The sequence below is a fragment of the Bacteroides sp. MSK.20.82 genome (assembly GCF_019052485.1).
GTDB classification, from domain to species: domain Bacteria; phylum Bacteroidota; class Bacteroidia; order Bacteroidales; family Bacteroidaceae; genus Bacteroides; species Bacteroides thetaiotaomicron.
The window spans coordinates 80,932-101,878 of sequence record NZ_JAHQUN010000019.1 but is presented as its reverse complement, the minus strand read 5'-3'; the positions used below and the strand labels follow the sequence as shown (position 1 = coordinate 101,878).

The 20,947-nt window shown below is 42.1% G+C and carries 19 protein-coding genes; 17 read left to right on the top strand and 2 right to left on the bottom strand.

The annotated features are described in order from the left end of the window. Nucleotides 1–266 precede the first annotated feature (266 nt). From KTR07_RS16190 to der, 5 genes are all read left to right on the top strand, one after another. The gene (locus tag KTR07_RS16190) at nucleotides 267–845 is read left to right on the top strand and encodes a DUF177 domain-containing protein (RefSeq protein ID WP_008764107.1); all 579 of its coding nucleotides are present in this window, start codon (nucleotides 267–269) and stop codon (nucleotides 843–845) included. Between the two features lie 12 nt (nucleotides 846–857). After that, on the top strand, nucleotides 858–1,043 hold the full coding sequence (gene rpmF, locus KTR07_RS16185) for a 50S ribosomal protein L32 (RefSeq protein WP_002562387.1): 186 nt from the start codon (nucleotides 858–860) through the stop codon (nucleotides 1,041–1,043). Nucleotides 1,044–1,129: 86 nt separating this feature from the next. Beyond that, a complete protein-coding gene (locus KTR07_RS16180; protein ID WP_008760764.1) occupies nucleotides 1,130–2,137 on the top strand; it encodes a beta-ketoacyl-ACP synthase III in 1,008 nt (335 codons plus the stop codon). 85 nt (nucleotides 2,138–2,222) lie between these two features. Next, complete coding sequence (gene era / locus KTR07_RS16175) at nucleotides 2,223–3,104, top strand: GTPase Era (protein WP_008760765.1); 882 nt, start codon at nucleotides 2,223–2,225, stop codon at nucleotides 3,102–3,104. Nucleotides 3,105–3,152: 48 nt separating this feature from the next. Then, on the top strand, nucleotides 3,153–4,466 hold the full coding sequence (gene der, locus KTR07_RS16170; RefSeq protein WP_008760766.1) for a ribosome biogenesis GTPase Der: 1,314 nt from the start codon (nucleotides 3,153–3,155) through the stop codon (nucleotides 4,464–4,466). Nucleotides 4,467–4,543: 77 nt separating this feature from the next. Here der and lptB read toward each other — a convergent pair whose 3' ends face one another. Further along, entirely contained in the window at nucleotides 4,544–5,311 is a 768-nt protein-coding gene (gene lptB / locus KTR07_RS16165; RefSeq protein ID WP_008760767.1) for an LPS export ABC transporter ATP-binding protein, read from the bottom strand. A gap of 75 nt (nucleotides 5,312–5,386) precedes the next feature. Between lptB and KTR07_RS16160 the strand changes: the two genes are divergently transcribed. After that, entirely contained in the window at nucleotides 5,387–6,130 is a 744-nt protein-coding gene (locus tag KTR07_RS16160; RefSeq protein ID WP_008764108.1) for an ABC transporter permease, read from the top strand. Beyond that, entirely contained in the window at nucleotides 6,127–6,897 is a 771-nt protein-coding gene (locus KTR07_RS16155) for an ABC transporter ATP-binding protein (protein ID WP_008764109.1), read from the top strand. Before KTR07_RS16160 ends, KTR07_RS16155 begins: the two co-directional genes overlap by 4 nt. 88 nt (nucleotides 6,898–6,985) lie before the next feature. Here the strand turns inward: KTR07_RS16155 and KTR07_RS16150 are convergent, their stop codons facing one another. Then, entirely contained in the window at nucleotides 6,986–7,231 is a 246-nt protein-coding gene (locus KTR07_RS16150; RefSeq protein ID WP_004297160.1) for an RNA-binding protein, read from the bottom strand. A gap of 398 nt (nucleotides 7,232–7,629) precedes the next feature. On the opposite strand from KTR07_RS16150, the gene tig reads away from it, so the two are divergent. The 10 genes from tig (at nucleotide 7,630) to KTR07_RS16100 (ending at nucleotide 20,942) form a co-directional block, all read left to right on the top strand. Beyond that, nucleotides 7,630–8,985, top strand: coding sequence for a trigger factor (gene tig / locus KTR07_RS16145; RefSeq protein ID WP_008764110.1), 1,356 nt, complete (start codon nucleotides 7,630–7,632; stop codon nucleotides 8,983–8,985). A 143-nt stretch (nucleotides 8,986–9,128) separates the two neighbouring features. Continuing rightward, nucleotides 9,129–9,791, top strand: coding sequence for an ATP-dependent Clp endopeptidase proteolytic subunit ClpP (gene clpP / locus KTR07_RS16140; protein ID WP_004297164.1), 663 nt, complete (start codon nucleotides 9,129–9,131; stop codon nucleotides 9,789–9,791). A gap of 2 nt (nucleotides 9,792–9,793) precedes the next feature. Continuing rightward, a complete protein-coding gene (gene clpX, locus KTR07_RS16135; protein ID WP_008764111.1) occupies nucleotides 9,794–11,038 on the top strand; it encodes an ATP-dependent Clp protease ATP-binding subunit ClpX in 1,245 nt (414 codons plus the stop codon). 169 nt (nucleotides 11,039–11,207) lie between these two features. Then, on the top strand, nucleotides 11,208–13,388 hold the full coding sequence (recQ, locus tag KTR07_RS16130; protein ID WP_008764112.1) for a DNA helicase RecQ: 2,181 nt from the start codon (nucleotides 11,208–11,210) through the stop codon (nucleotides 13,386–13,388). Nucleotides 13,389–13,475: 87 nt separating this feature from the next. Further along, the gene (guaB, locus tag KTR07_RS16125) at nucleotides 13,476–14,954 is read left to right on the top strand and encodes an IMP dehydrogenase (RefSeq protein ID WP_008760772.1); all 1,479 of its coding nucleotides are present in this window, start codon (nucleotides 13,476–13,478) and stop codon (nucleotides 14,952–14,954) included. A gap of 94 nt (nucleotides 14,955–15,048) precedes the next feature. Then, nucleotides 15,049–16,593, top strand: a complete 1,545-nt coding sequence (locus KTR07_RS16120; protein WP_011108995.1) for a peptidylprolyl isomerase — start codon at nucleotides 15,049–15,051, stop codon at nucleotides 16,591–16,593. A 54-nt stretch (nucleotides 16,594–16,647) separates the two neighbouring features. Further along, entirely contained in the window at nucleotides 16,648–17,493 is an 846-nt protein-coding gene (locus KTR07_RS16115) for a peptidylprolyl isomerase (RefSeq protein ID WP_008760774.1), read from the top strand. A gap of 9 nt (nucleotides 17,494–17,502) precedes the next feature. Beyond that, entirely contained in the window at nucleotides 17,503–18,885 is a 1,383-nt protein-coding gene (locus KTR07_RS16110) for a peptidylprolyl isomerase (RefSeq protein ID WP_008760775.1), read from the top strand. A 22-nt stretch (nucleotides 18,886–18,907) separates the two neighbouring features. After that, nucleotides 18,908–20,638 (top strand): OstA-like protein, encoded by a 1,731-nt coding sequence (locus KTR07_RS16105; RefSeq protein WP_008764125.1) that lies wholly within the window; start codon nucleotides 18,908–18,910, stop codon nucleotides 20,636–20,638. A gap of 1 nt (nucleotide 20,639) precedes the next feature. Beyond that, nucleotides 20,640–20,942 carry a hypothetical protein gene (locus KTR07_RS16100; RefSeq protein WP_008760777.1) on the top strand — a complete coding sequence of 101 codons (303 nt, stop codon included), beginning with the start codon at nucleotides 20,640–20,642 and terminating at the stop codon, nucleotides 20,940–20,942. The last annotated feature ends 5 nt before the right edge of the window (nucleotides 20,943–20,947 follow it).

Genomic DNA, 20,947 nt, shown 5'->3' with positions numbered 1-20,947 from the left:
TTAAGCCTCGTCACGCCGATGGTACTGCGTAACAGTGGGAGAGTAGGTAGCCGCCGTTTTTAGAGAAGCCCTTCAGGTAGAAATACCAGAAGGGCTTTATTGTTTTTTGTCCTTCTGAAATTTGTGACATCATTTTTAACAGCAATAATCCTCATAATACCTATTAAAAAAGTGAATATTTACTGGTAATTTGTATGTTATGAGGATATTTATTTGTATCTTTGTCGCCCGAATTGTAATCTAACGATTTAAAAAAGAGAGAAGCTTTGGGAAAGTTTGATAAATACAAAATTGATTTGAAAGGCATGCAAACAGACTCTGCTAAGTATGAGTTTGTTTTGGATAACCTTTACTTCGCCCACATTGATGGTCCTGAAGTTCAGAAAGGAAAAGTAAATGTTACTTTGACTGTGAAAAGAACCTCTCGTGCTTTCGAACTGAGCTTTCAGACAGACGGTATAGTATGGGTACCATGCGACCGTTGCCTGGACGAAATGGAGCTACAGATCACTTCGTCTGACAAACTGATGGTGAAGTTTGGACATGAATATGCAGAGGAAGGCGACAACCTGATTGTGATCCCTGAAGAAGAGGGAGAAATCAATGTTGCATGGTTCATGTATGAATTCGTTGCACTCTCTATCCCAATGAAGCATGTACACGCTCCGGGTAAGTGCAACAAAGCTGTTACTAGCAAGTTGAGCAAGCATCTCAAAACAGATGCTAATGAAGATAGCGATGAAGTCTTCGACACAGGTGGAGATGATATCGTAGTTGCGGAGGAAATGGAGGAACAAATTGATCCCCGTTGGAATGAATTAAAAAAAATATTAGATAATAATTAAAGTTTTAAGAAAATGGCACATCCTAAGAGAAGACAATCAAAAACAAGAACAGCAAAGAGAAGAACTCATGATAAGGCAGTAGCTCCTACATTGGCTATTTGTCCGAATTGCGGAGAATGGCATGTTTATCACACTGTATGTGGCGCATGTGGTTACTACAGAGGTAAGCTCGCTATCGAAAAAGAAGCAGCTGTATAATTAGTACAGTATACTCAAGACAGCCGAGGGGGAAAACTCTCCGGCTGCTTTAAGTATTATAGTATCGCTAATTTAAAATAGGTTTGATGGAAAAAATAAATGCAGTAATCACAGGAGTTGGAGGATATGTACCCGATTATATCTTGACTAATGAAGAGATATCAAAAATGGTAGATACCAACGATGAATGGATTATGACTCGTATTGGAGTAAAGGAAAGACATATTCTGAATGAGGAAGGATTAGGTAGCTCATACATGGCACGCAAAGCTGCCAAGCAGTTGATGAAGAAGACTGGAGCCAATCCTGACGATATCGATTTGGTTATTGTTGCTACTACTACTCCTGACTATCACTTCCCTTCTACAGCTTCTATTCTTTGCGATAAACTCGGACTGAAAAACGCATTTGCTTTCGATTTGCAGGCCGCTTGTTGCGGTTTCCTGTATTTGATGGAAACAGCTGCTAATTTCATTCGTTCGGGAAGATATAAGAAAATTATCATTGTCGGTGCCGATAAGATGTCGTCAATGGTTAACTATACAGATCGTGCTACATGCCCTATCTTTGGTGACGGCGCCGCTGCTTTTATGATGGAGCCCACTACGGAAGATTTAGGTGTTATGGATTCGATACTGAGAACTGATGGTAAAGGCTTGCCTTTCCTCCATATGAAAGCTGGTGGTTCGGTTTGTCCTCCGTCTTATTTCACTGTAGACAATAAAATGCACTATCTGCACCAGGAAGGAAGAACAGTGTTCAAATACGCGGTTTCAAGTATGTCGGATGTATCGGCTGCAATTGCAGAAAAGAATGGTCTGACCAAAGATACTATTAACTGGGTGGTTCCCCACCAGGCAAATGTACGTATCATTGAAGCTGTGGCTCATCGCATGGAACTCCCGATGGATAAAGTGCTGGTGAACATTGAACATTATGGTAACACAAGTGCCGCTACGCTTCCTCTGTGTATCTGGGATTTTGAAGATAAACTAAAGAAAGGTGATAACATTATATTTACAGCATTCGGCGCCGGATTTACATGGGGTGCGGTTTATGTAAAATGGGGTTATGACGGAAAAAAGGAATCGTAACGTAAGTTACTGAATTATAACACAAAAAACGCATCCTATTTCGATTCGATGCGTTTTTTTGTCTCAACCAATAAAATAAAGAGAAATGCATAAAGCAGGTTTTGTAAACATCGTAGGGAATCCGAATGTCGGAAAGTCGACATTGATGAATGCTTTGGTGGGAGAACGTATATCAATTGCTACCTTCAAAGCGCAGACTACCCGTCACCGAATTATGGGAATTTATAATACGGATGATATGCAGATTGTTTTTTCTGACACTCCGGGAGTATTGAAACCTAACTATAAGTTGCAGGAGTCGATGCTGAACTTCTCAACTTCTGCACTGACAGATGCGGATGTACTGCTTTATGTGACTGACGTGGTGGAGACGCCCGATAAGAATAATGAGTTTATGGGAAAGGTGCGTCAGATGACGGTTCCTGTCCTGTTGCTTATCAACAAAATAGACCTTACGGATCAGGAGAAGCTGATCAAACTGGTCGAAGAGTGGAAGGAACTGCTTCCGCAGGCTGAGATTATTCCTATTTCTGCCGCATCTAAGTTTAATGTAGACTATGTGATGAAGCGTATTCAGGAACTGTTGCCTGATTCTCCTCCTTATTTCGGCAAAGATCAGTGGACGGATAAGCCTGCCCGCTTCTTTGTGAATGAGATTATCCGTGAAAAGATTCTGCTATATTATGATAAGGAAATCCCCTATTCGGTGGAAGTAGTAGTGGAAGAATTTAAAGAGGAAGCGAAAAAAATACATATCCGGGCAGTGATTTATGTGGAACGTGATTCACAAAAAGGAATCATTATCGGCAAGCAGGGAAAAGCATTGAAAAAAGTAGCTACCGAAGCACGCCGGGAATTGGAACGTTTCTTTGGAAAGACGATTTTCCTGGAAACTTATGTGAAGGTTGATAAAGATTGGCGTAGTTCGGATAAGGAACTGCGGAACTTTGGTTATCAGTTAGATTAAGAGTATTCATGCGACTGGGATAGTCGTGAAAAAACAAGGTATTGAGCTATGAATAATTTAGTTGCAATTGTAGGACGCCCTAATGTGGGCAAGTCTACCTTATTTAACCGTCTGACGAAAACTCGTCAGGCAATTGTGAATGAAGAAGCGGGTACAACCCGTGACAGACAGTATGGCAAGTCCGAATGGCTGGGCCGTGAGTTCTCCGTGGTAGATACCGGCGGATGGGTAGTGAACTCTGACGATATCTTTGAAGAGGAAATCCGGAAGCAAGTATTGCTGGCTGTGGAGGAAGCAGACGTTATTCTGTTTGTAGTGGATGTGATGAACGGAGTGACTGACCTGGATATGCAGGTTGCGACTATCTTGCGACGTGCTAACAGCCCGGTGATTATGGTTGCCAATAAGACAGATAATAATGAATTACAATATAACGCTCCTGAGTTTTATAAATTAGGATTGGGCGATCCGTATTGTATCTCTGCTATCACCGGAAGTGGTACAGGTGATTTGATGGACTTGATCGTCAGCAAATTCAATAAAGAGACTTCGGAAATTCTGGATGATGATATTCCCCGCTTTGCTGTGGTAGGACGCCCGAATGCGGGAAAATCCTCTATCGTAAACGCGTTTATCGGAGAAGACCGTAACATTGTAACGGAGATCGCCGGAACAACCCGTGACTCTATTTATACTCGTTACAATAAATTCGGATTTGATTTTTATCTGGTAGATACAGCCGGTATCCGTAAAAAGAATAAGGTGAACGAGGATCTGGAATACTATTCGGTAGTCCGTTCGATTCGTTCGATTGAAAATGCGGATGTCTGTATTTTGATGCTCGATGCTACAAGAGGCGTTGAAAGTCAGGATTTGAATATTCTTTCTTTGATTCAGAAAAATCAGAAGGGACTGGTAGTCGTGATTAATAAGTGGGACCTGATAGAGGATAAAACAGCGAAAATGATGAAGGAGTTTGAAGCGACTATCCGTTCACGTTTTGCTCCCTTTGTGGATTTCCCGATTATATTTGCTTCTGCATTGACCAAACAGCGTATCCTGAAAGTGCTTGAAGAAGCCCGCAACGTGTATGAAAACCGTACGACGAAGATACCGACTGCCCGTCTGAACGAAGAGATGCTTCCGCTGATTGAGGCATATCCGCCTCCATCCAATAAAGGTAAATATATCAAGATTAAATATATCACGCAGTTGCCGAATACACAAGTGCCTTCATTTGTGTACTTCGCCAATTTGCCGCAGTATGTGAAGGAACCGTACAAACGTTTCCTGGAAAACAAAATGCGTGAGAAGTGGAACCTGACCGGTACACCGATCAATATTTATATCCGACAGAAGTAAAAGGTATATTCGTATGAATAAAAAGAAATCGCCCGGCAATATTCCATTGCCGGGCGATTTCTTTTTATTTAAGAGGATTATTCGTCTTTATTTAACTGGAAGTCCTTACGGCGCAAAACGAAACTGTTACTCAGGTATTTTTCACGCACAATCTTGTTTTCTGCCAATTCTTCCGGTGTTCCCTGAAACAGGATCTTGCCTTCGAACAGCAGATAAGCGCGGTCAGTGATACTTAATGTTTCCTGCACATTGTGGTCGGTAATCAGGATACCGATGTTTTTATCCTTCAGCTTCCACACAATCTGCTGAATATCTTCTACTGCGATAGGGTCGACTCCGGCAAACGGTTCATCGAGCATAATGAACTTCGGGTCGATGGCAAGACAACGGGCGATTTCAGTACGACGGCGTTCACCTCCGGACAACTGGTTACCCTTGTTCTTGCGTACCTTCTGAAGGCGGAACTCGGCAATCAGACTTTCGAGCTTGTCTTTTTGATAATCTTTGGGCTTATTGGTCATTTCGAGTACGGAAGCGATATTGTCTTCTACACTCATCTGACGGAATACGGAGGCTTCCTGTGCAAGGTATCCGATACCTGTCTGCGCCCGTTTGTATACTGGAAACTTGGTTATCTCAAGGTCGTCGAGAAAGATTCGTCCTTCATTAGGAGTAATCAGTCCTACGGTCATATAGAATGAAGTCGTCTTACCGGCACCGTTCGGTCCCAGCAAACCCACAATTTCACCTTGCTTCACGTCGATGGATACATGGCTTACAACGGTTCGTTTACCGTACTTTTTAACCAGGTCTTCCGTGCGAAGCACCATCTTGCTTTCTTCCATATTCTAGTTATTTTGCGGCAAATGTAGTAAAAATAAGCTGAAATAATGTACATTTGCAGACAAATAGTGTGAGTTATGATAAAAGCATTGAGAACTGTCGGACGATATATCATACTGATGGGACGTACTTTTTCCCGTCCCGAGCGTATGCGTATGTTTTTCCGGCAATACCTTAACGAGATGGAGCAACTGGGTGTGAACTCCATCGGCATCGTGTTGTTGATTTCGTTTTTCATCGGCGCGGTGATTACTATTCAGATTAAATTGAATATTGAAAGTCCATGGATGCCTCGCTGGACAGTGGGATATGTGACACGTGAAATTATGTTGCTGGAGTTCTCCTCTTCTATTATGTGTTTGATTCTGGCGGGAAAGGTCGGCTCGAACATTGCTTCGGAACTGGGAACAATGCGGGTGACGCAGCAGATTGACGCACTCGAAATAATGGGTATTAATTCCGCCAATTATCTGATACTACCCAAAATAACGGCCATGGTAACTGTGATCCCTGTGTTGGTGACGTTTAGTATTTTTGCCGGTATTATCGGTGCTTTTTGTACCTGTTGGTTTGCCGGTGTGATGAATGCGGTCGATCTGGAATATGGACTGCAGTATATGTTTGTCGAATGGTTTATCTGGGCGGGTATCATAAAATCCCTTTTCTTTGCCTTTATTATTGCAAGTGTTTCTGCCTTTTTCGGCTATACGGTAGATGGTGGTTCCATTGCTGTAGGAAAGGCTTCTACGGATGCTGTGGTAAGCAGTAGTGTGTTGATTCTGTTTGCAGATTTGGTATTAACTAAACTTTTGATGGGATGATTGATATTAGAGGACTTTATAAATCATTTGAAGATAAAACGGTATTGAGTAATATCAATGCGTCTTTTGAGAATGGAAAGACAAACCTGATTATCGGTCAGAGCGGCTCTGGTAAAACGGTCTTGATGAAATGTATCGTAGGCTTGCTTACTCCCGAAAAAGGAGAAGTGCTGTATGACGGACGTAACCTTGTCTTGATGGGGAAGAAGGAGAAAAAGATGCTTCGCAAGGAGATGGGGATGATTTTCCAGAGTGCGGCGCTTTTTGACTCCATGTCGGTGCTGGATAATGTAATGTTCCCGCTGAATATGTTTAGCAACGATACACTGCGTGACCGTACCAAGCGTGCCATGTTCTGTCTGGAACGTGTGAATCTGACTGAGGCGAAAGATAAATTTCCGGGTGAAATCAGTGGCGGTATGCAGAAGCGTGTGGCTATTGCCCGTGCTATCGCATTGAATCCGCAGTACCTGTTCTGTGATGAACCGAACTCCGGGCTGGACCCCAAAACGTCATTAGTTATTGATGACCTGATTCATGACATCACTCAGGAGTATAATATGACGACTATTATCAATACCCATGACATGAACTCTGTGCTGGGAATCGGTGAGAAAGTGATTTATATTTATGAAGGACATAAGGAATGGGAAGGGACGAAAGATGATATTTTCACTTCTACCAATGAACGGCTGAATAACTTTATCTTTGCTTCGGACCTGCTTCGTAAAGTGAAGGATATGGAAGTGCAGAATATGGAAGGCTGACGGAAAAGTAAATAGAAGGACATAAAAAAACTTCTGTCATCAGGTGGCAGAAGTTTCTTTTTTTTCTTAGCTATATTAGCGTCGGCAATTAAGCTCTGGGTCTAGCTTCTTTAACTACCATTGTACGGCCCATGTACTCTGCACCGTTCAATTCTGCGATTGCTTTAGCAGCTGCTGCATCGTCTTCCATTTCGATGAAAGCAAATCCTTTGGATTTACCGGTTTCACGATCCATAACTACTTTAACTGATGATACTGCTCCGTAATCTTCCATCACTTGTTGCAGATCTCCTTCCTTAACACGGTAGTTAAGGTTTCCAACATAAATGTTCATAATGAAAATGATAAAAAAATAAATAAATGAATAAAACTCTCTGGATAGATGGTTACTAATAAAAAGATTAAAACGACAGAGAGTTTACAAATGCGTTTTCGAAACAGAAGTAAAAACCTTGTAATCAAATCGAGAAACTAATGGTCCATCAATCCGCAGCAAAGAAAAGAATAATTTTTGGATTGACCATCTTTTTCTTACTTTTATTTGCAGGCAACGAGAAAAAAACAAGGATGCGTGGCTAGTGAACCGCTGCCTGTCATGCAATTGTCATTTGTATATTCCAAAATAGATGCGAAATAAATCTGCAATGTCTTTTGAAAATTGAAAGATTAGCACTAATTTTGCACCCTCGTTTGAGTTAGAACAAAGTATAAATCAAATAAATAATTGTCAGAATGAACGTTTCATTACAAAACATTGACAAAGTAAGCGCACAGCTTACTGTGAAGCTTGAGAAAGCCGACTATCAGGAAAAAGTAGACAAATCGTTGAAATCATTCCGTCAGAAGGCACAGATGCCGGGATTCCGTAAAGGAATGGTTCCGATGAGCCTGGTTAAGAAGATGTATGGTAAATCAGTGATTGCAGAAGAAGTGAATAAGGTACTGCAAGAAGCTGTTTACAACTATATTAAAGAAAATAAGGTGAACATGCTGGGCGAACCGTTGCCTAACGAAGAAAAACAGCAGGTTATCGACTTCGATACAATGGAAGAATTCGAGTTTGTGTTCGATATCGCTCTGGCACCTGAATTCAAAGCTGAAGTAAGCGCTAAAGATAAAGTAGATTACTATACGATCGAAGTATCGGATGAAATGATCGAAAACCAGGTGAAGATGTATACTCAGCGCACCGGTAAATACGACAAAGTAGACGTTTACGAAGATAACGACATGCTGAAAGGTCTGTTGGCTCAGCTGGACGAAGAAGGTAATACGAAAGAAGGCGGTATTCAGGTAGAAGGTGCTGTATTAATGCCTTCTTATATGAAGAACGACGATCAGAAAGCTATCTTTGCTAATGCAAAAGTAAATGACGTATTGGTATTCAACCCGAATGTTGCTTACGACGGACACGCTGCTGAACTCGGCTCTCTGTTGAAGATCGACAAGGAAATCGCTAAGGATGTGAAGTCTGACTTCAGCTTCCAGGTAGAAGAAATCACTCGTTTCGTACCGGGTGAACTGACTCAGGAAGTATTTGACCAGGCATTTGGTGAAGGTGTAGTGAAGACTGAAGAAGAATTCCGCGCTAAGATCAAAGAAGAAATCGCAGCAAGATTTGTTGCTGACAGCGATTATAAATTCCTGATCGACATTCGTAAAGTGATGATGGACAAAGTAGGTAAGCTGGAATTCTCTGATGCATTGCTGAAACGTATCATGTTGCTGAACAACGAAGAAAAAGGCGAAGAATATGTAGCCGAAAACTACGATAAGAGCATTGAAGAACTGACTTGGCACCTGATCAAGGAACAGCTGGTAGAGGCAAACGATATTAAGGTAGAGCAGGAAGATGTGCTGAAGATGGCGAAAGAAACTACCAAAGCACAGTTCGCTCAATACGGAATGTTGTCTGTACCCGAAGATGTGCTTGATAACTATGCACAGGAAATGTTGAAGAAGAAAGATACTATCAACAACCTGGTAAGCCGCGTAGTGGAAGTGAAGCTGGCTGCAGCTTTGAAAGCTCAGGTAACTTTGGAGAACAAGAACGTTTCTATGGAAGAATTCAATAAAATGTTTGAATAATCGTTCGGTTGAATAGAACATAAAGTCACAGAAACACAGAGTTTTTATAAAATTATAACTCTGTGTTTTTTTGTGTCTCTGTGTTCTTTTTCGTTTCTTTGCACTTACGTTTATTATAAATTTAATTAGAAAGGAACAATAACATGGATGATTTTAGAAAATACGCAACCAAGCATTTAGGAATGAATGGCATGGTGCTGGACGATGTGATTAAATCGCAAGCCGGGTATTTGAATCCCTATATTCTCGAAGAGAGACAGCTGAATGTAACTCAGCTCGATGTATTCTCCCGACTGATGATGGATCGCATTATTTTTCTGGGTACACAAGTAGATGACTATACGGCAAACACGCTTCAGGCGCAGCTGCTCTATCTGGACTCTGTAGACCCGGGCAAGGATATCTCTATCTATATCAATTCTCCGGGCGGTAGTGTGTATGCCGGACTGGGTATTTACGATACCATGCAGTTTATTTCAAGTGATGTTGCTACTATCTGTACAGGTATGGCTGCTTCGATGGCTGCCGTATTGCTGGTAGCCGGTGCCGAAGGCAAACGCTCTGCATTGCCGCATTCACGCGTGATGATTCACCAACCGATGGGCGGTGCGCAGGGACAGGCTTCGGATATTGAAATCACAGCCCGTGAAATTCAGAAATTGAAGAAAGAACTTTATACGATCATCGCCGATCATTCGCACACTGACTTTGATAAGGTATGGGCCGATTCGGACCGTGATTACTGGATGACAGCTCAGGAAGCGAAAGAATACGGAATGATTGATGAAGTATTGATTAAAAAATAAAAATGGCTGATTCAAAGACAAAGAAAAAGTGTAGCTTCTGTGGTCGGTCGGAGAATGAAGTAGGATTCCTGATCACAGGAATGAACGGCTATATCTGCGACAGCTGCGCTACTCAGGCTTATGAGATTACTCAGGAAGCCCTGGGCGAAGGCAGAAAAAGGGCGGGAGCTACCAAACTCAACTTAAAAGAACTGCCCAAACCGGTAGAAATAAAGAAATTCCTCGACCAGTACGTAATCGGACAGGACGATGCGAAACGCTTTCTTTCTGTATCAGTTTACAACCATTACAAGCGTCTTTTGCAGAAAGACAGCGGTGATGATGTGGAAATTGAAAAATCAAACATTATCATGGTGGGTAGTACCGGAACCGGAAAAACATTGCTGGCACGTACTATTGCCAAGTTGCTTCATGTCCCGTTTACGATTGTAGACGCTACGGTATTGACGGAAGCCGGTTATGTCGGTGAAGATATTGAAAGTATTCTGACCCGTTTGCTTCAGGTGGCAGATTATAATGTGCCGGAGGCTGAGCAAGGAATTGTGTTTATCGATGAGATAGACAAGATTGCCCGCAAAGGAGACAATCCTTCTATCACCCGCGACGTAAGTGGAGAGGGTGTGCAGCAAGGTTTGCTGAAATTGCTTGAGGGATCGGTGGTGAACGTTCCTCCCCAGGGAGGCCGTAAGCATCCCGACCAGAAAATGATTCCGGTGAATACCAAGAATATTCTCTTTATCTGTGGTGGTGCTTTCGATGGTATTGAAAAGAAAATCGCCCAACGGCTGAATACGCATGTGGTAGGATATACCGCATCGCAGAAAACAGCAGTGATCGATAAGAATAATATGATGCAGTACATTGCTCCTCAGGATTTGAAGTCATTCGGCCTGATTCCCGAAATAATCGGTCGTCTTCCGGTGCTGACTTATCTGAATCCGCTGGACCGCAATGCACTCCGTGCTATTCTTACCGAGCCGAAAAACTCTATCATCAAGCAATATATCAAGTTGTTTGAAATGGATGGTATCAAGCTGACATTTGAAGATTCTGTTTTCGAATATATCGTTGACAAGGCTGTAGAATATAAGTTAGGTGCCCGTGGATTGCGTTCTATTGTGGAAACAATCATGATGGATGTCATGTTTGAAATCCCTTCAGAGAGCAAAAAAGAGTATAAGGTAACGCTGGATTATGCAAAACAACAGCTGGAAAAAGCGAATATGGCAAGGCTGCAAATTGCTTAATATCAAATAGTAAGGCTACTGAAAATGATTGTTTCTGTTTTTTCTTGAAAATATTAGTCGTATTTTGCTTGGTAATTACGAAGTTGTTTATAACTTTGTTTGGCTCTCTTGCAATGGAGGGCTTTACTTAAAGTTAAACCATGAACTGAATAAAACAACCTAAGTTAAGATGGCAGGGAAGATTAATTTAACAGATGAACTGAAAAAGTATTTCGGATTTAATAAGTTCAAGGGAAACCAGGAAGCAATCATTCAGAACTTGCTTGATGGTAAAGATACCTTTGTGCTAATGCCTACCGGTGGCGGAAAATCTTTATGCTATCAGTTACCTTCGCTCTTGATGGAAGGTACGGCAATTGTTATTTCTCCGCTCATTGCGTTGATGAAGAATCAGGTGGATGCAATGCGTAATTTCAGTGAAGAGGATGGCATCGCCCATTTTATAAATTCTTCATTAAATAAAGGCGCAATAGACCAAGTAAGGTCTGACATCCTTGCCGGAAAAACAAAATTGCTATATGTGGCTCCTGAGTCATTGACAAAGGAAGAAAACGTAGATTTTTTGCGTTCGGTGAAAATTTCGTTCTATGCGGTAGACGAAGCTCATTGTATTTCCGAATGGGGGCATGACTTCCGTCCGGAGTATCGGCGAATTCGTCCGATCATTAACGAAATAGGGAAAGCTCCCTTGATTGCGCTTACTGCAACAGCAACACCGAAGGTACAGCACGATATCCAGAAAAATCTGGGGATGGTGGATGCACAGGTTTTCAAATCCTCGTTCAACCGTCCGAATCTTTATTATGAGGTACGCGCAAAGACCAATAATATTGATAAAGATATTATCAAGTTCATCAAGAACAATTCGGAAAAGTCGGGCATTATCTATTGCCTGAGCCGGAAGAAAGTAGAGGAACTTGCTGAAATTCTTCAGGCAAACGGAATAAACGCGCGTCCTTATCATGCAGGTATGGACTCAATGACGAGAACGAAAAACCAGGATGATTTCCTGATGGAAAAGGTGGAAGTGATTGTGGCTACCATCGCTTTTGGTATGGGAATTGACAAGCCGGATGTACGGTTTGTGATCCATTATGATATCCCGAAGAGTCTGGAAGGGTATTATCAGGAGACAGGACGTGCCGGCAGAGACGGCGGCGAAGGCCAGTGCCTGACCTTTTATACAAACAAAGACTTGCAGAAACTGGAAAAGTTCATGCAAGGAAAACCTGTGGCAGAACAGGAAATTGGCAAGCAGCTTCTGTTGGAAACCGCTGCTTATGCCGAATCTTCCGTGTGTCGGCGTAAGACATTGCTGCACTATTTCGGTGAAGAATATACGGAAGAAAATTGTGGAAATTGTGACAACTGTTTAAACCCTAAAAAACAAGTGGAGGCTCAAGAGTTATTATGTGCCGTGATTGAAGCGATTATCGCGGTGAAAGAAAATTTTAAGGCAGATTATATCATAGACATACTACAAGGTAGAGAAACGTCGGAAGTACAGGCTCACCTACACGAAGATCTCGAAGTGTTCGGTTCGGGTATGGGAGAAGAAGACAAAACATGGAATGCAGTGATCCGACAAGCTTTGATTGGCGGTTACTTGAGCAAAGATGTGGAGAATTATGGTCTCCTGAAAGTGACGGAAGAAGGGCATAAGTTCCTGAAGAAGCCAAAATCGTTCAAGATTACTGAAGATAATGATTTTGAAGAAACGGAAGAAGAAGTACCTGCACGTGGCGGTGGCTCTTGTGCGGTAGACCCGGCTCTTTATTCAATGCTGAAGGACCTACGGAAGAAGCTGTCCAAGAAACTGGAAGTTCCTCCTTATGTCATTTTCCAGGATCCGTCTTTGGAAGCGATGGCTACCATCTATCCGGTGACATTGGATGAACTGCAGAATATTCCGGGCGTAGGTGCCGGAAAGGCGAAACGCTATGGTGAAGAGTTCTGTAAGCTGATCAAACGTCATTGCGAAGAGAATGAAATCGAACGTCCGGAAGATTTACGTGTACGTACGGTTGCCAATAAATCAAAGATGAAAGTGGCTATTATTCAGGCTATCGACCGTAAAGTGGCGCTGGACGATATCGCTCTTTCCAAAGGAATCGAGTTTGGTGAACTGCTGGATGAAGTGGAAGCAATCGTTTACTCCGGAACTAAACTGAATATCGACTACTTCCTGGAAGAAATTATGGATGAAGATCATATGCTCGATATCTATGATTACTTCAAGGAATCTACGACAGACAAGATTGATGATGCTCTTGACGAACTGGGCGATGAATTTACCGAAGAGGAAGTCCGACTGGTGAGAATCAAGTTCATCTCTGAAATGGCTAATTAAAAAAGCGAAAAAAATAGGCGTGCAGGTATGCTGTTTTGAATAAAAACCGTATATTTGCACGCAATAAATTTTTAAACGCACAGCCCTATGTCATTTATTGCTGATAAGATTGTAATGGATGGGTTAACTTACGATGACGTATTGTTGATCCCCGCTTATTCTGAAGTTTTACCGCGCACTGTCGATCTCTCGACAAAGTTTTCAAGAAACATTGAGTTAAAAATTCCTTTTGTGACGGCTGCCATGGATACGGTTACCGAAGCGAAAATGGCTATTGCCATTGCCCGTGAAGGTGGTATCGGTGTGATTCACAAAAATATGTCTATTGAGGAGCAGGCAAGACAAGTTGCCATTGTAAAGCGTGCTGAAAATGGTATGATTTACGATCCTGTTACTATCAAGAGAGGTTCTACTGTCAGCGACGCTTTGGGAATTATGGCTGAATATAAAATCGGTGGTATTCCTGTAGTGGATGATGAAGGTTATCTGGTAGGTATCGTTACTAACAGAGATTTGCGTTTCGAAAGAGACATGACAAAGCATATTGATCTTGTTATGACTCCTAAAGAAAGATTGGTTACTACTAATCAGTCTACCGATCTGGAATCTGCTGCACAGATTCTTCAAAAACATAAGATTGAAAAGTTGCCGATTGTAGGAATGGATGGCAAACTGATCGGTCTTGTTACATATAAAGATATTACAAAGGCAAAAGATAAGCCGATGGCTTGTAAAGATGCCAAAGGTCGTCTGCGGGTAGCTGCAGGTGTCGGCGTTACTGCTGATACGCTGGATCGTATGCAGGCATTGGTGGATGCCGGTGCAGATGCTATCGTAATCGATACGGCTCACGGACATTCTATGTACGTTATTGAAAAACTAAAAGAAGCAAAGAAACGCTTCCCGAATATTGATATCGTGGTAGGTAACATTGCTACCGGAGAAGCTGCGAAGGCTTTGGCAGAAGCTGGTGCTGATGCAGTGAAAGTAGGTATCGGTCCGGGTTCTATCTGTACGACTCGTGTTGTTGCAGGTGTAGGTGTTCCTCAGTTGTCGGCTGTATATGATGTAGCCAAGGCACTGAAAGGTACAGGTGTTCCTCTGATTGCTGATGGTGGTTTGCGCTATTCCGGTGATGTGGTAAAAGCATTGGCTGCCGGCGGATATTGTGTGATGATCGGATCATTGGTTGCCGGAACAGAAGAGTCTCCGGGTGATACTATCATCTTTAACGGACGTAAATTCAAATCATATCGCGGTATGGGTTCATTGGAAGCAATGGAGAATGGCTCTAAAGACCGTTATTTCCAGAGCGGAACTGCCGATGTGAAGAAATTGGTTCCGGAAGGTATTGCTGCTCGTGTTCCTTATAAAGGTACACTTTACGAAGTAGTTTATCAGTTGTCCGGTGGTCTTCGTGCAGGTATGGGATATTGCGGTGCTGCTAATATTGAAAAACTTCATGATGCGAAGTTTACTCGTATTACAAATGCCGGAGTGATGGAAAGTCACCCGCATGACGTGACGATTACCAGTGAATCGCCTAACTATAGCCGTCCGGAATAATTTATATAAACGGTAAACGATTAGCGGTGAACGGTGAACAGGCTGTATGGCATATGTTCGTTGTTCACCGTTTGTCGTTTTTAAATAAAAATCAATGATGAAAAGAAATCTGCTTTTAGGATGGATAAGTCTCTTCGGAGTATTAGCTTTCGCTCAGGAAGATCCCGTAGTGATGCGGATTAATGGGAAAGACATACCTCGTTCGGAGTTTGAATACTCCTATCGCCGGCATGCGGACGGTAATGGTATGAAATTGTCTCCTAAAGAATATGCGGAGTTTTTCATTCAGTCTAAGTTGAAAGTGGAAGCAGCCAGAGCGGCCGGACTCGACACAACTTCGGCTTTTCGCAAGCAACAGGAGGCTTATCGGACAAATTTGCTGAGATCATACCTGCTGGATGATCAGGAAATGGATGGCAATGCCCGTATTCTATATCAGAAGATGAAGGAAAATGTACGTGGCGGACAAGTGCAGATACAGCAAATTTACAAATATCTGCCTCAGACCATTACATCCCGGCATTTACAGGAGGAACAGGCTCGCATGGACTCTATTTATCAGGTGATACAAAATCAGCCGGGTGTGGATTTTGCCCGTTTGGTGGATCGGTTTTCGGATGATAAACGTTGTCGGTGGATAGAAAGTTTGCAGACAACCTCGGAGTTTGAGGAAGCAGCTTTCTCTTTAGCAAAAGGTGAAATATCCAAACCTTTTTTTACTCCGGAAGGGATTCATATTCTGAAAGTCATAGATCGAAAAGAAGTGCCTGCATATGAAGTCGTTAGTGACAGCCTTCTAAATCGTTTAAGGCGTCAGCCGTTGGATAAAGGAACGGAAGCCATCGTAGAACAACTGAAAAAGGAATACCAGTATATTCCGAATATGGAGTCTTTGGAGGAAGTATTGCAGAAAGGTGGAACGGAGCGGACTTTGTTTACCATCGACGGGCAGGCATATACAGGGGAAATGTTTAAGCGGTTTGCTGCATCCCATCCTCAGGCTGTAAAACGACAGTTGAATGGCTTTATAGCAAAATCTCTGTTGGATTATGAGAGTCAGCATATGGAAAGAAAGCATCCGGAACTTCGTTATACTTTGCAGGAATATGCAGAGAAATGTTTGGCTGAGGAAATCGTGCATCAGAAAGTAGATTTACCGGCTGTTAACGACCGGGTGGGATTGGCTACGTATTTTAAGTTTCATTCATCGGATTACCGATGGGAGCATCCCCGATACAAAGGAGTAGTGTTGCATTGTGCAGATAAAAAGACTGCTAAACAGGCTAAAAAGCTACTGAAAAAAGTTCCGGAGAATGAATGGGAGGATATGCTTCGCAAAACATTTAATACATCCGGTGCTGAAATAATTAAAATTGAACAGGGTGTTTTTGCCGACGGAGATAATAAATATATAGATAAATTGGTCTTTAAGAAGGGCGCTTTTGATCCTGTAGTGTCTTATCCTTTTACTATTGCTGTAGGCAAAAAACAGAAGGGACCGGAGGATTACAGAGAGGTAATTGATCAGGTGAGAAAAGATTATAGAAACTATCTTAACGCATATTGGGAGCGGGAATTGAGGGAGTCCGGTAAGGTTGAAATAAACCAAGAGGTTTTAAAAACAGTTAATAATAACTGATGTAACCGATTATTCACTATCTTCGTACCTTAAATAAGTAGATTTGAATTGACAATGCGAATATTAGTCCTCTTACTAATTACCCTTCTCTGTTGTGGAGCGTGCAAAGAGCAGTACGACCACAAAGGCAAGACTGCATTGGTGGAGGTAGATGGTAACTTTTTGTATAAAGAAGATTTGATGTCTGTACTACCGGTCGGATTGTCAAAAGATGATAGTATTCTTTTCGCTGAGCATTACATTCGTAGTTGGGCGGAAGAGATTTTGTTGTATGAAAAAGCAGCGAATAATATTCCGGATAATGTGGATGTAGATAAGCTGGTGGAGAATTACAGGAAAGCTTTGATTATGCATACCTATCAGCAGGAATTGATAAATCAAAAACTGACGAATGATATTTCGGAACAGGAAATAGCGGATTATTATGAGAAAAACAAGGAATTGTTTAAATTGGAATCTCCGCTGATCAAGGGATTGTTTATTAAAGTACCGTTGACGGCACCTCAGCTGAACAATGTTCGCAGATGGTACAAGACGGAAAAACAGGATGCTGTGGAAAGTCTGGAAAAATATAGTTTGCAGAATGCGGTGAAGTATGAATACTTTTACAATAAATGGGTTCCGGTTACGGATGTTCTGGACTTGATTCCATTGAAAGAGGCGTCACCGGAGCAGTATGTAGACAAGCACCGACATGTGGAACTGAAAGATACGGCATTTTACTATTTCCTCAATGTGAGCGATTATCGCGGGGCAGGTGAAGAGAAACCGTATGAGTTTGCCCGGTCGGAAGTGAAGGATTTACTGGTCAATCAGAAACGGGTGAACTTTATGGAACAAGTGAAGAATGACCTGTATCAGCAGGCTGTAAACAAGAAGAAGATTATATACAATTATTAAATACAAAGAATGAAGAAGTTTGTGAACTTTAGATTTATTGTTACCCTTGTCCTGGCAGTATTTGCCAACGTGGTAACTTATGCACAGGACAATGTAATTGATGAGGTAGTTTGGGTAGTAGGTGACGAAGCTATTTTGAAATCAGATGTAGAAGAGGCCCGTATGGATGCCTTGTACAATGGACGCAGATTTGAAGGCGATCCTTATTGTGTAATACCCGAAGAAATCGCTGTGCAGAAGTTATTCCTGCACCAGGCAAAGTTGGATAGTATCGAAGTTTCCGAAGCGGAAATCATTCAGCGTGTAGATATGATGACCAATATGTATATCCAGCAGATTGGTTCTAAGGAGAAAATGGAGGAATACTTCAATAAGACTGCTACTCAAATTCGTGAAACGTTGCGCGAAAATGCCCGTGACGGACTGACAGTACAGAAGATGCAGCAGAAACTGGTAGGAGATATCAAGGTAACTCCGGCAGAAGTACGCCGCTATTTCAAGGATCTTCCTCAGGACAGTATCCCTTATATTCCGACTCAGGTAGAGGTGCAGATTATTACACTGCAACCTAAAATTCCTATTGCTGAAATTGAAGATGTAAAGAGACGTCTGCGTGATTATACAGACCGTGTGACAAAGGGTGAAATTGATTTTTCTACACTGGCACGTCTGTATTCCGAAGATAAGGCTTCTGCTATCAAAGGTGGTGAACTTGATTTTATGGGACGTGGTATGCTGGATCCGGCTTATGCCAATGTAGCATTCAGTCTTCAGGATCCGAAGAAAGTTTCTAAGATCGTAGAATCTGAATTTGGTTATCATATTATCCAGCTTATCGAGAAACGTGGCGACCGTGTGAATACCCGTCACATTCTGTTGCGTCCGAAAGTATCTGAAAAGGAGTTGACTGAGGCTTGTGCCCGTCTGGATTCTATTGGCGATGATATCCGTCAGAATAAGTTTACATTTGATGAGGCTGCCTCTGTGATTTCACAGGATAAGGATACTCGTAATAATCACGGTCTTATGGTGAATACGAATGAGCGTACAGGTATCACTACTTCTAAGTTCCAGATGCAGGATTTGCCTCAGGATGTTGCGAAAGTGGTGGATAAGATGAATGTAGGCGAAATTTCCAGAGCCTTTACGATGATTAACGAGAAGGATGGAAAAGAAGTTTGTGCCATTGTAAAACTGAAAGCAAAGATCAACGGTCATAAAGCTACCATTGCAGAAGACTATCAGGACCTGAAAGAAATCGTGATGGATAAGCGCCGGGAAGAAATGTTGCAGAAGTGGATTCTGAACAAACAAAAACATACGTATGTACGTATTGACCCGAATTGGCAGAAGTGTGACTTCAAGTATCCGGGTTGGGTAAGGAACGATTGATGTTTAAACAGCTTGACTTTATATGCTGAAACAAAACAAAAAAGATAAACAGCAAGACGGGCATAGATGGCTTCTTATAGGCTTTCTATGCCTGTTTGCCGTATGCCTTGTGGCGCAGGTGAAGCCTACCGGACAGACTAAAAAGGCTGAGACTCCGGCTGCGAAAACTCCAAATGGAACGAAGCAAACTGATAAAGATATCAAGAAAGAGCCCGAAAATAAGAAGACGAAAGTATATTTGCTTCATGCCAATCAGGGACAGGCCGACAAGCTTGCCCGACCGGATGTTCAGGTACTGATTGGGAATGTAAAGCTGCGTCACGACAGTATGTATATGTTTTGTGACAGTGCTTTGATTTACGAGAAAACCAATTCGGTAGAAGCATTCAGCAATGTACGTATGGAGCAGGGGGATACCTTGTTTATTTACGGTGATTATCTTTACTACGACGGGATGACACAGATTGCGCAGATTCGTGAGAACGTAAAGATGATCAACCGGAACACGACGCTTCTGACCGATAGTCTGAATTATGACCGTCTTTATGATCTCGGTTATTATTTCGAGGGCGGTACTTTGATGGATGAAGAGAATGTGTTGACCTCGGATTGGGGAGAATACAGTCCGGCTACCAAACAGTCGGTATTCAATCATGATGTGAAATTGGTGAATCCCAAGTTTGTCCTGACGTCGGATACACTGAAATATAATACTTTTTCCAAGATTGCTACCATTCTCGGTCCTTCGAATATCGTAAGTGACAATAATCACATCTATTCGGAACGAGGCTTCTATAATACACTCAGCGAACAGGCTGAATTGTTGGACCGTTCTATCCTGACGAATGAGGGAAAGAAGTTGATTGGTGACAGTTTGTTTTATGACCGGAAAGTGGGATACGGTGAAGCGTTCGATAATATACGAATGACGGATACCATTAACAAGAATATGTTGACCGGCGATTATTGTTTCTATAACGAATTGGCCGACTCTGCTTTTGCTACCAAACGTGCAGTTGCTATTGACTATTCACAAGGAGACAGTCTCTTTATGCATGGAGATACGTTGCAGCTTATTTCCTATAATCTGAATACGGACTCTGTTTTCCGCCTGATGAAAGCTTATCATAAGGTACGTATGTACCGGACGGATGTACAGGGAGTTTGTGACTCACTGGTTTATAATTCAAAAGACTCTTGTCTGACCATGTATACCGATCCGATTCTTTGGAATGAAGGTCAGCAACTGCTTGGCGAGGAGATCAAGATTTATATGAATGACAGTACCATTAACTGGGCCCACATTATCAATCAGGCACTGACGGTGGAGATGAAAGATTCTGTTCATTATAACCAAGTGTCCGGTAAAGAGATGAAAGCCTATTTCGAAAATGGTGATATGCGTCATATTGAAGTGATAGGTAATGTGATGACCGCTTTCTACCCGGAAGAAAAAGACAGTACGATGACCGGATTTAATAATATGGAGGGGAGTGTGCTCCATCTTTATATGAAAGAGAAGAAGATGGAAAAAGGGATGTTCGTAGGTAAGTCCAACGGAACATTATATCCGATGGATCAGATCCCTCCCGACAAGTTGCGGCTATCTACATTTGCCTGGTTTGACTATGTCCGCCCTTTAAATAAAGAAGATATATTCAACTGGAGAGGCAAGAAGGAAGGAGAGACACTGAAACCAACCACCGACCGGAAGCCAAAGACAGATAAGCGAAGTTTAATTAATATGAAGTAATATGGGAATGTTTTTCAATTCGATGAGAAAACCTCGAGGCTTTAATCATCAATACATTTACGTAAACGAGCGGAAAGAAAAGCTTGAGAAGATGGAGGAGAAGGCGAAACGCGAGTTGGGAATGCTTCCGGATAAAGAATTCAGTCCCGAAGATATCCGTGGTAAGTTTGTCGAAGGTACGACGCACCTGAAGCGCAGAAAGGCAAGTGGCCGTAAGCCTGTATCTTTTGGAATCATATTGATTATCATAGCTTTCCTTTTATATTTGTGGCATTATTTAGCGACGGGAAGCTGGTCATTTTAACTACT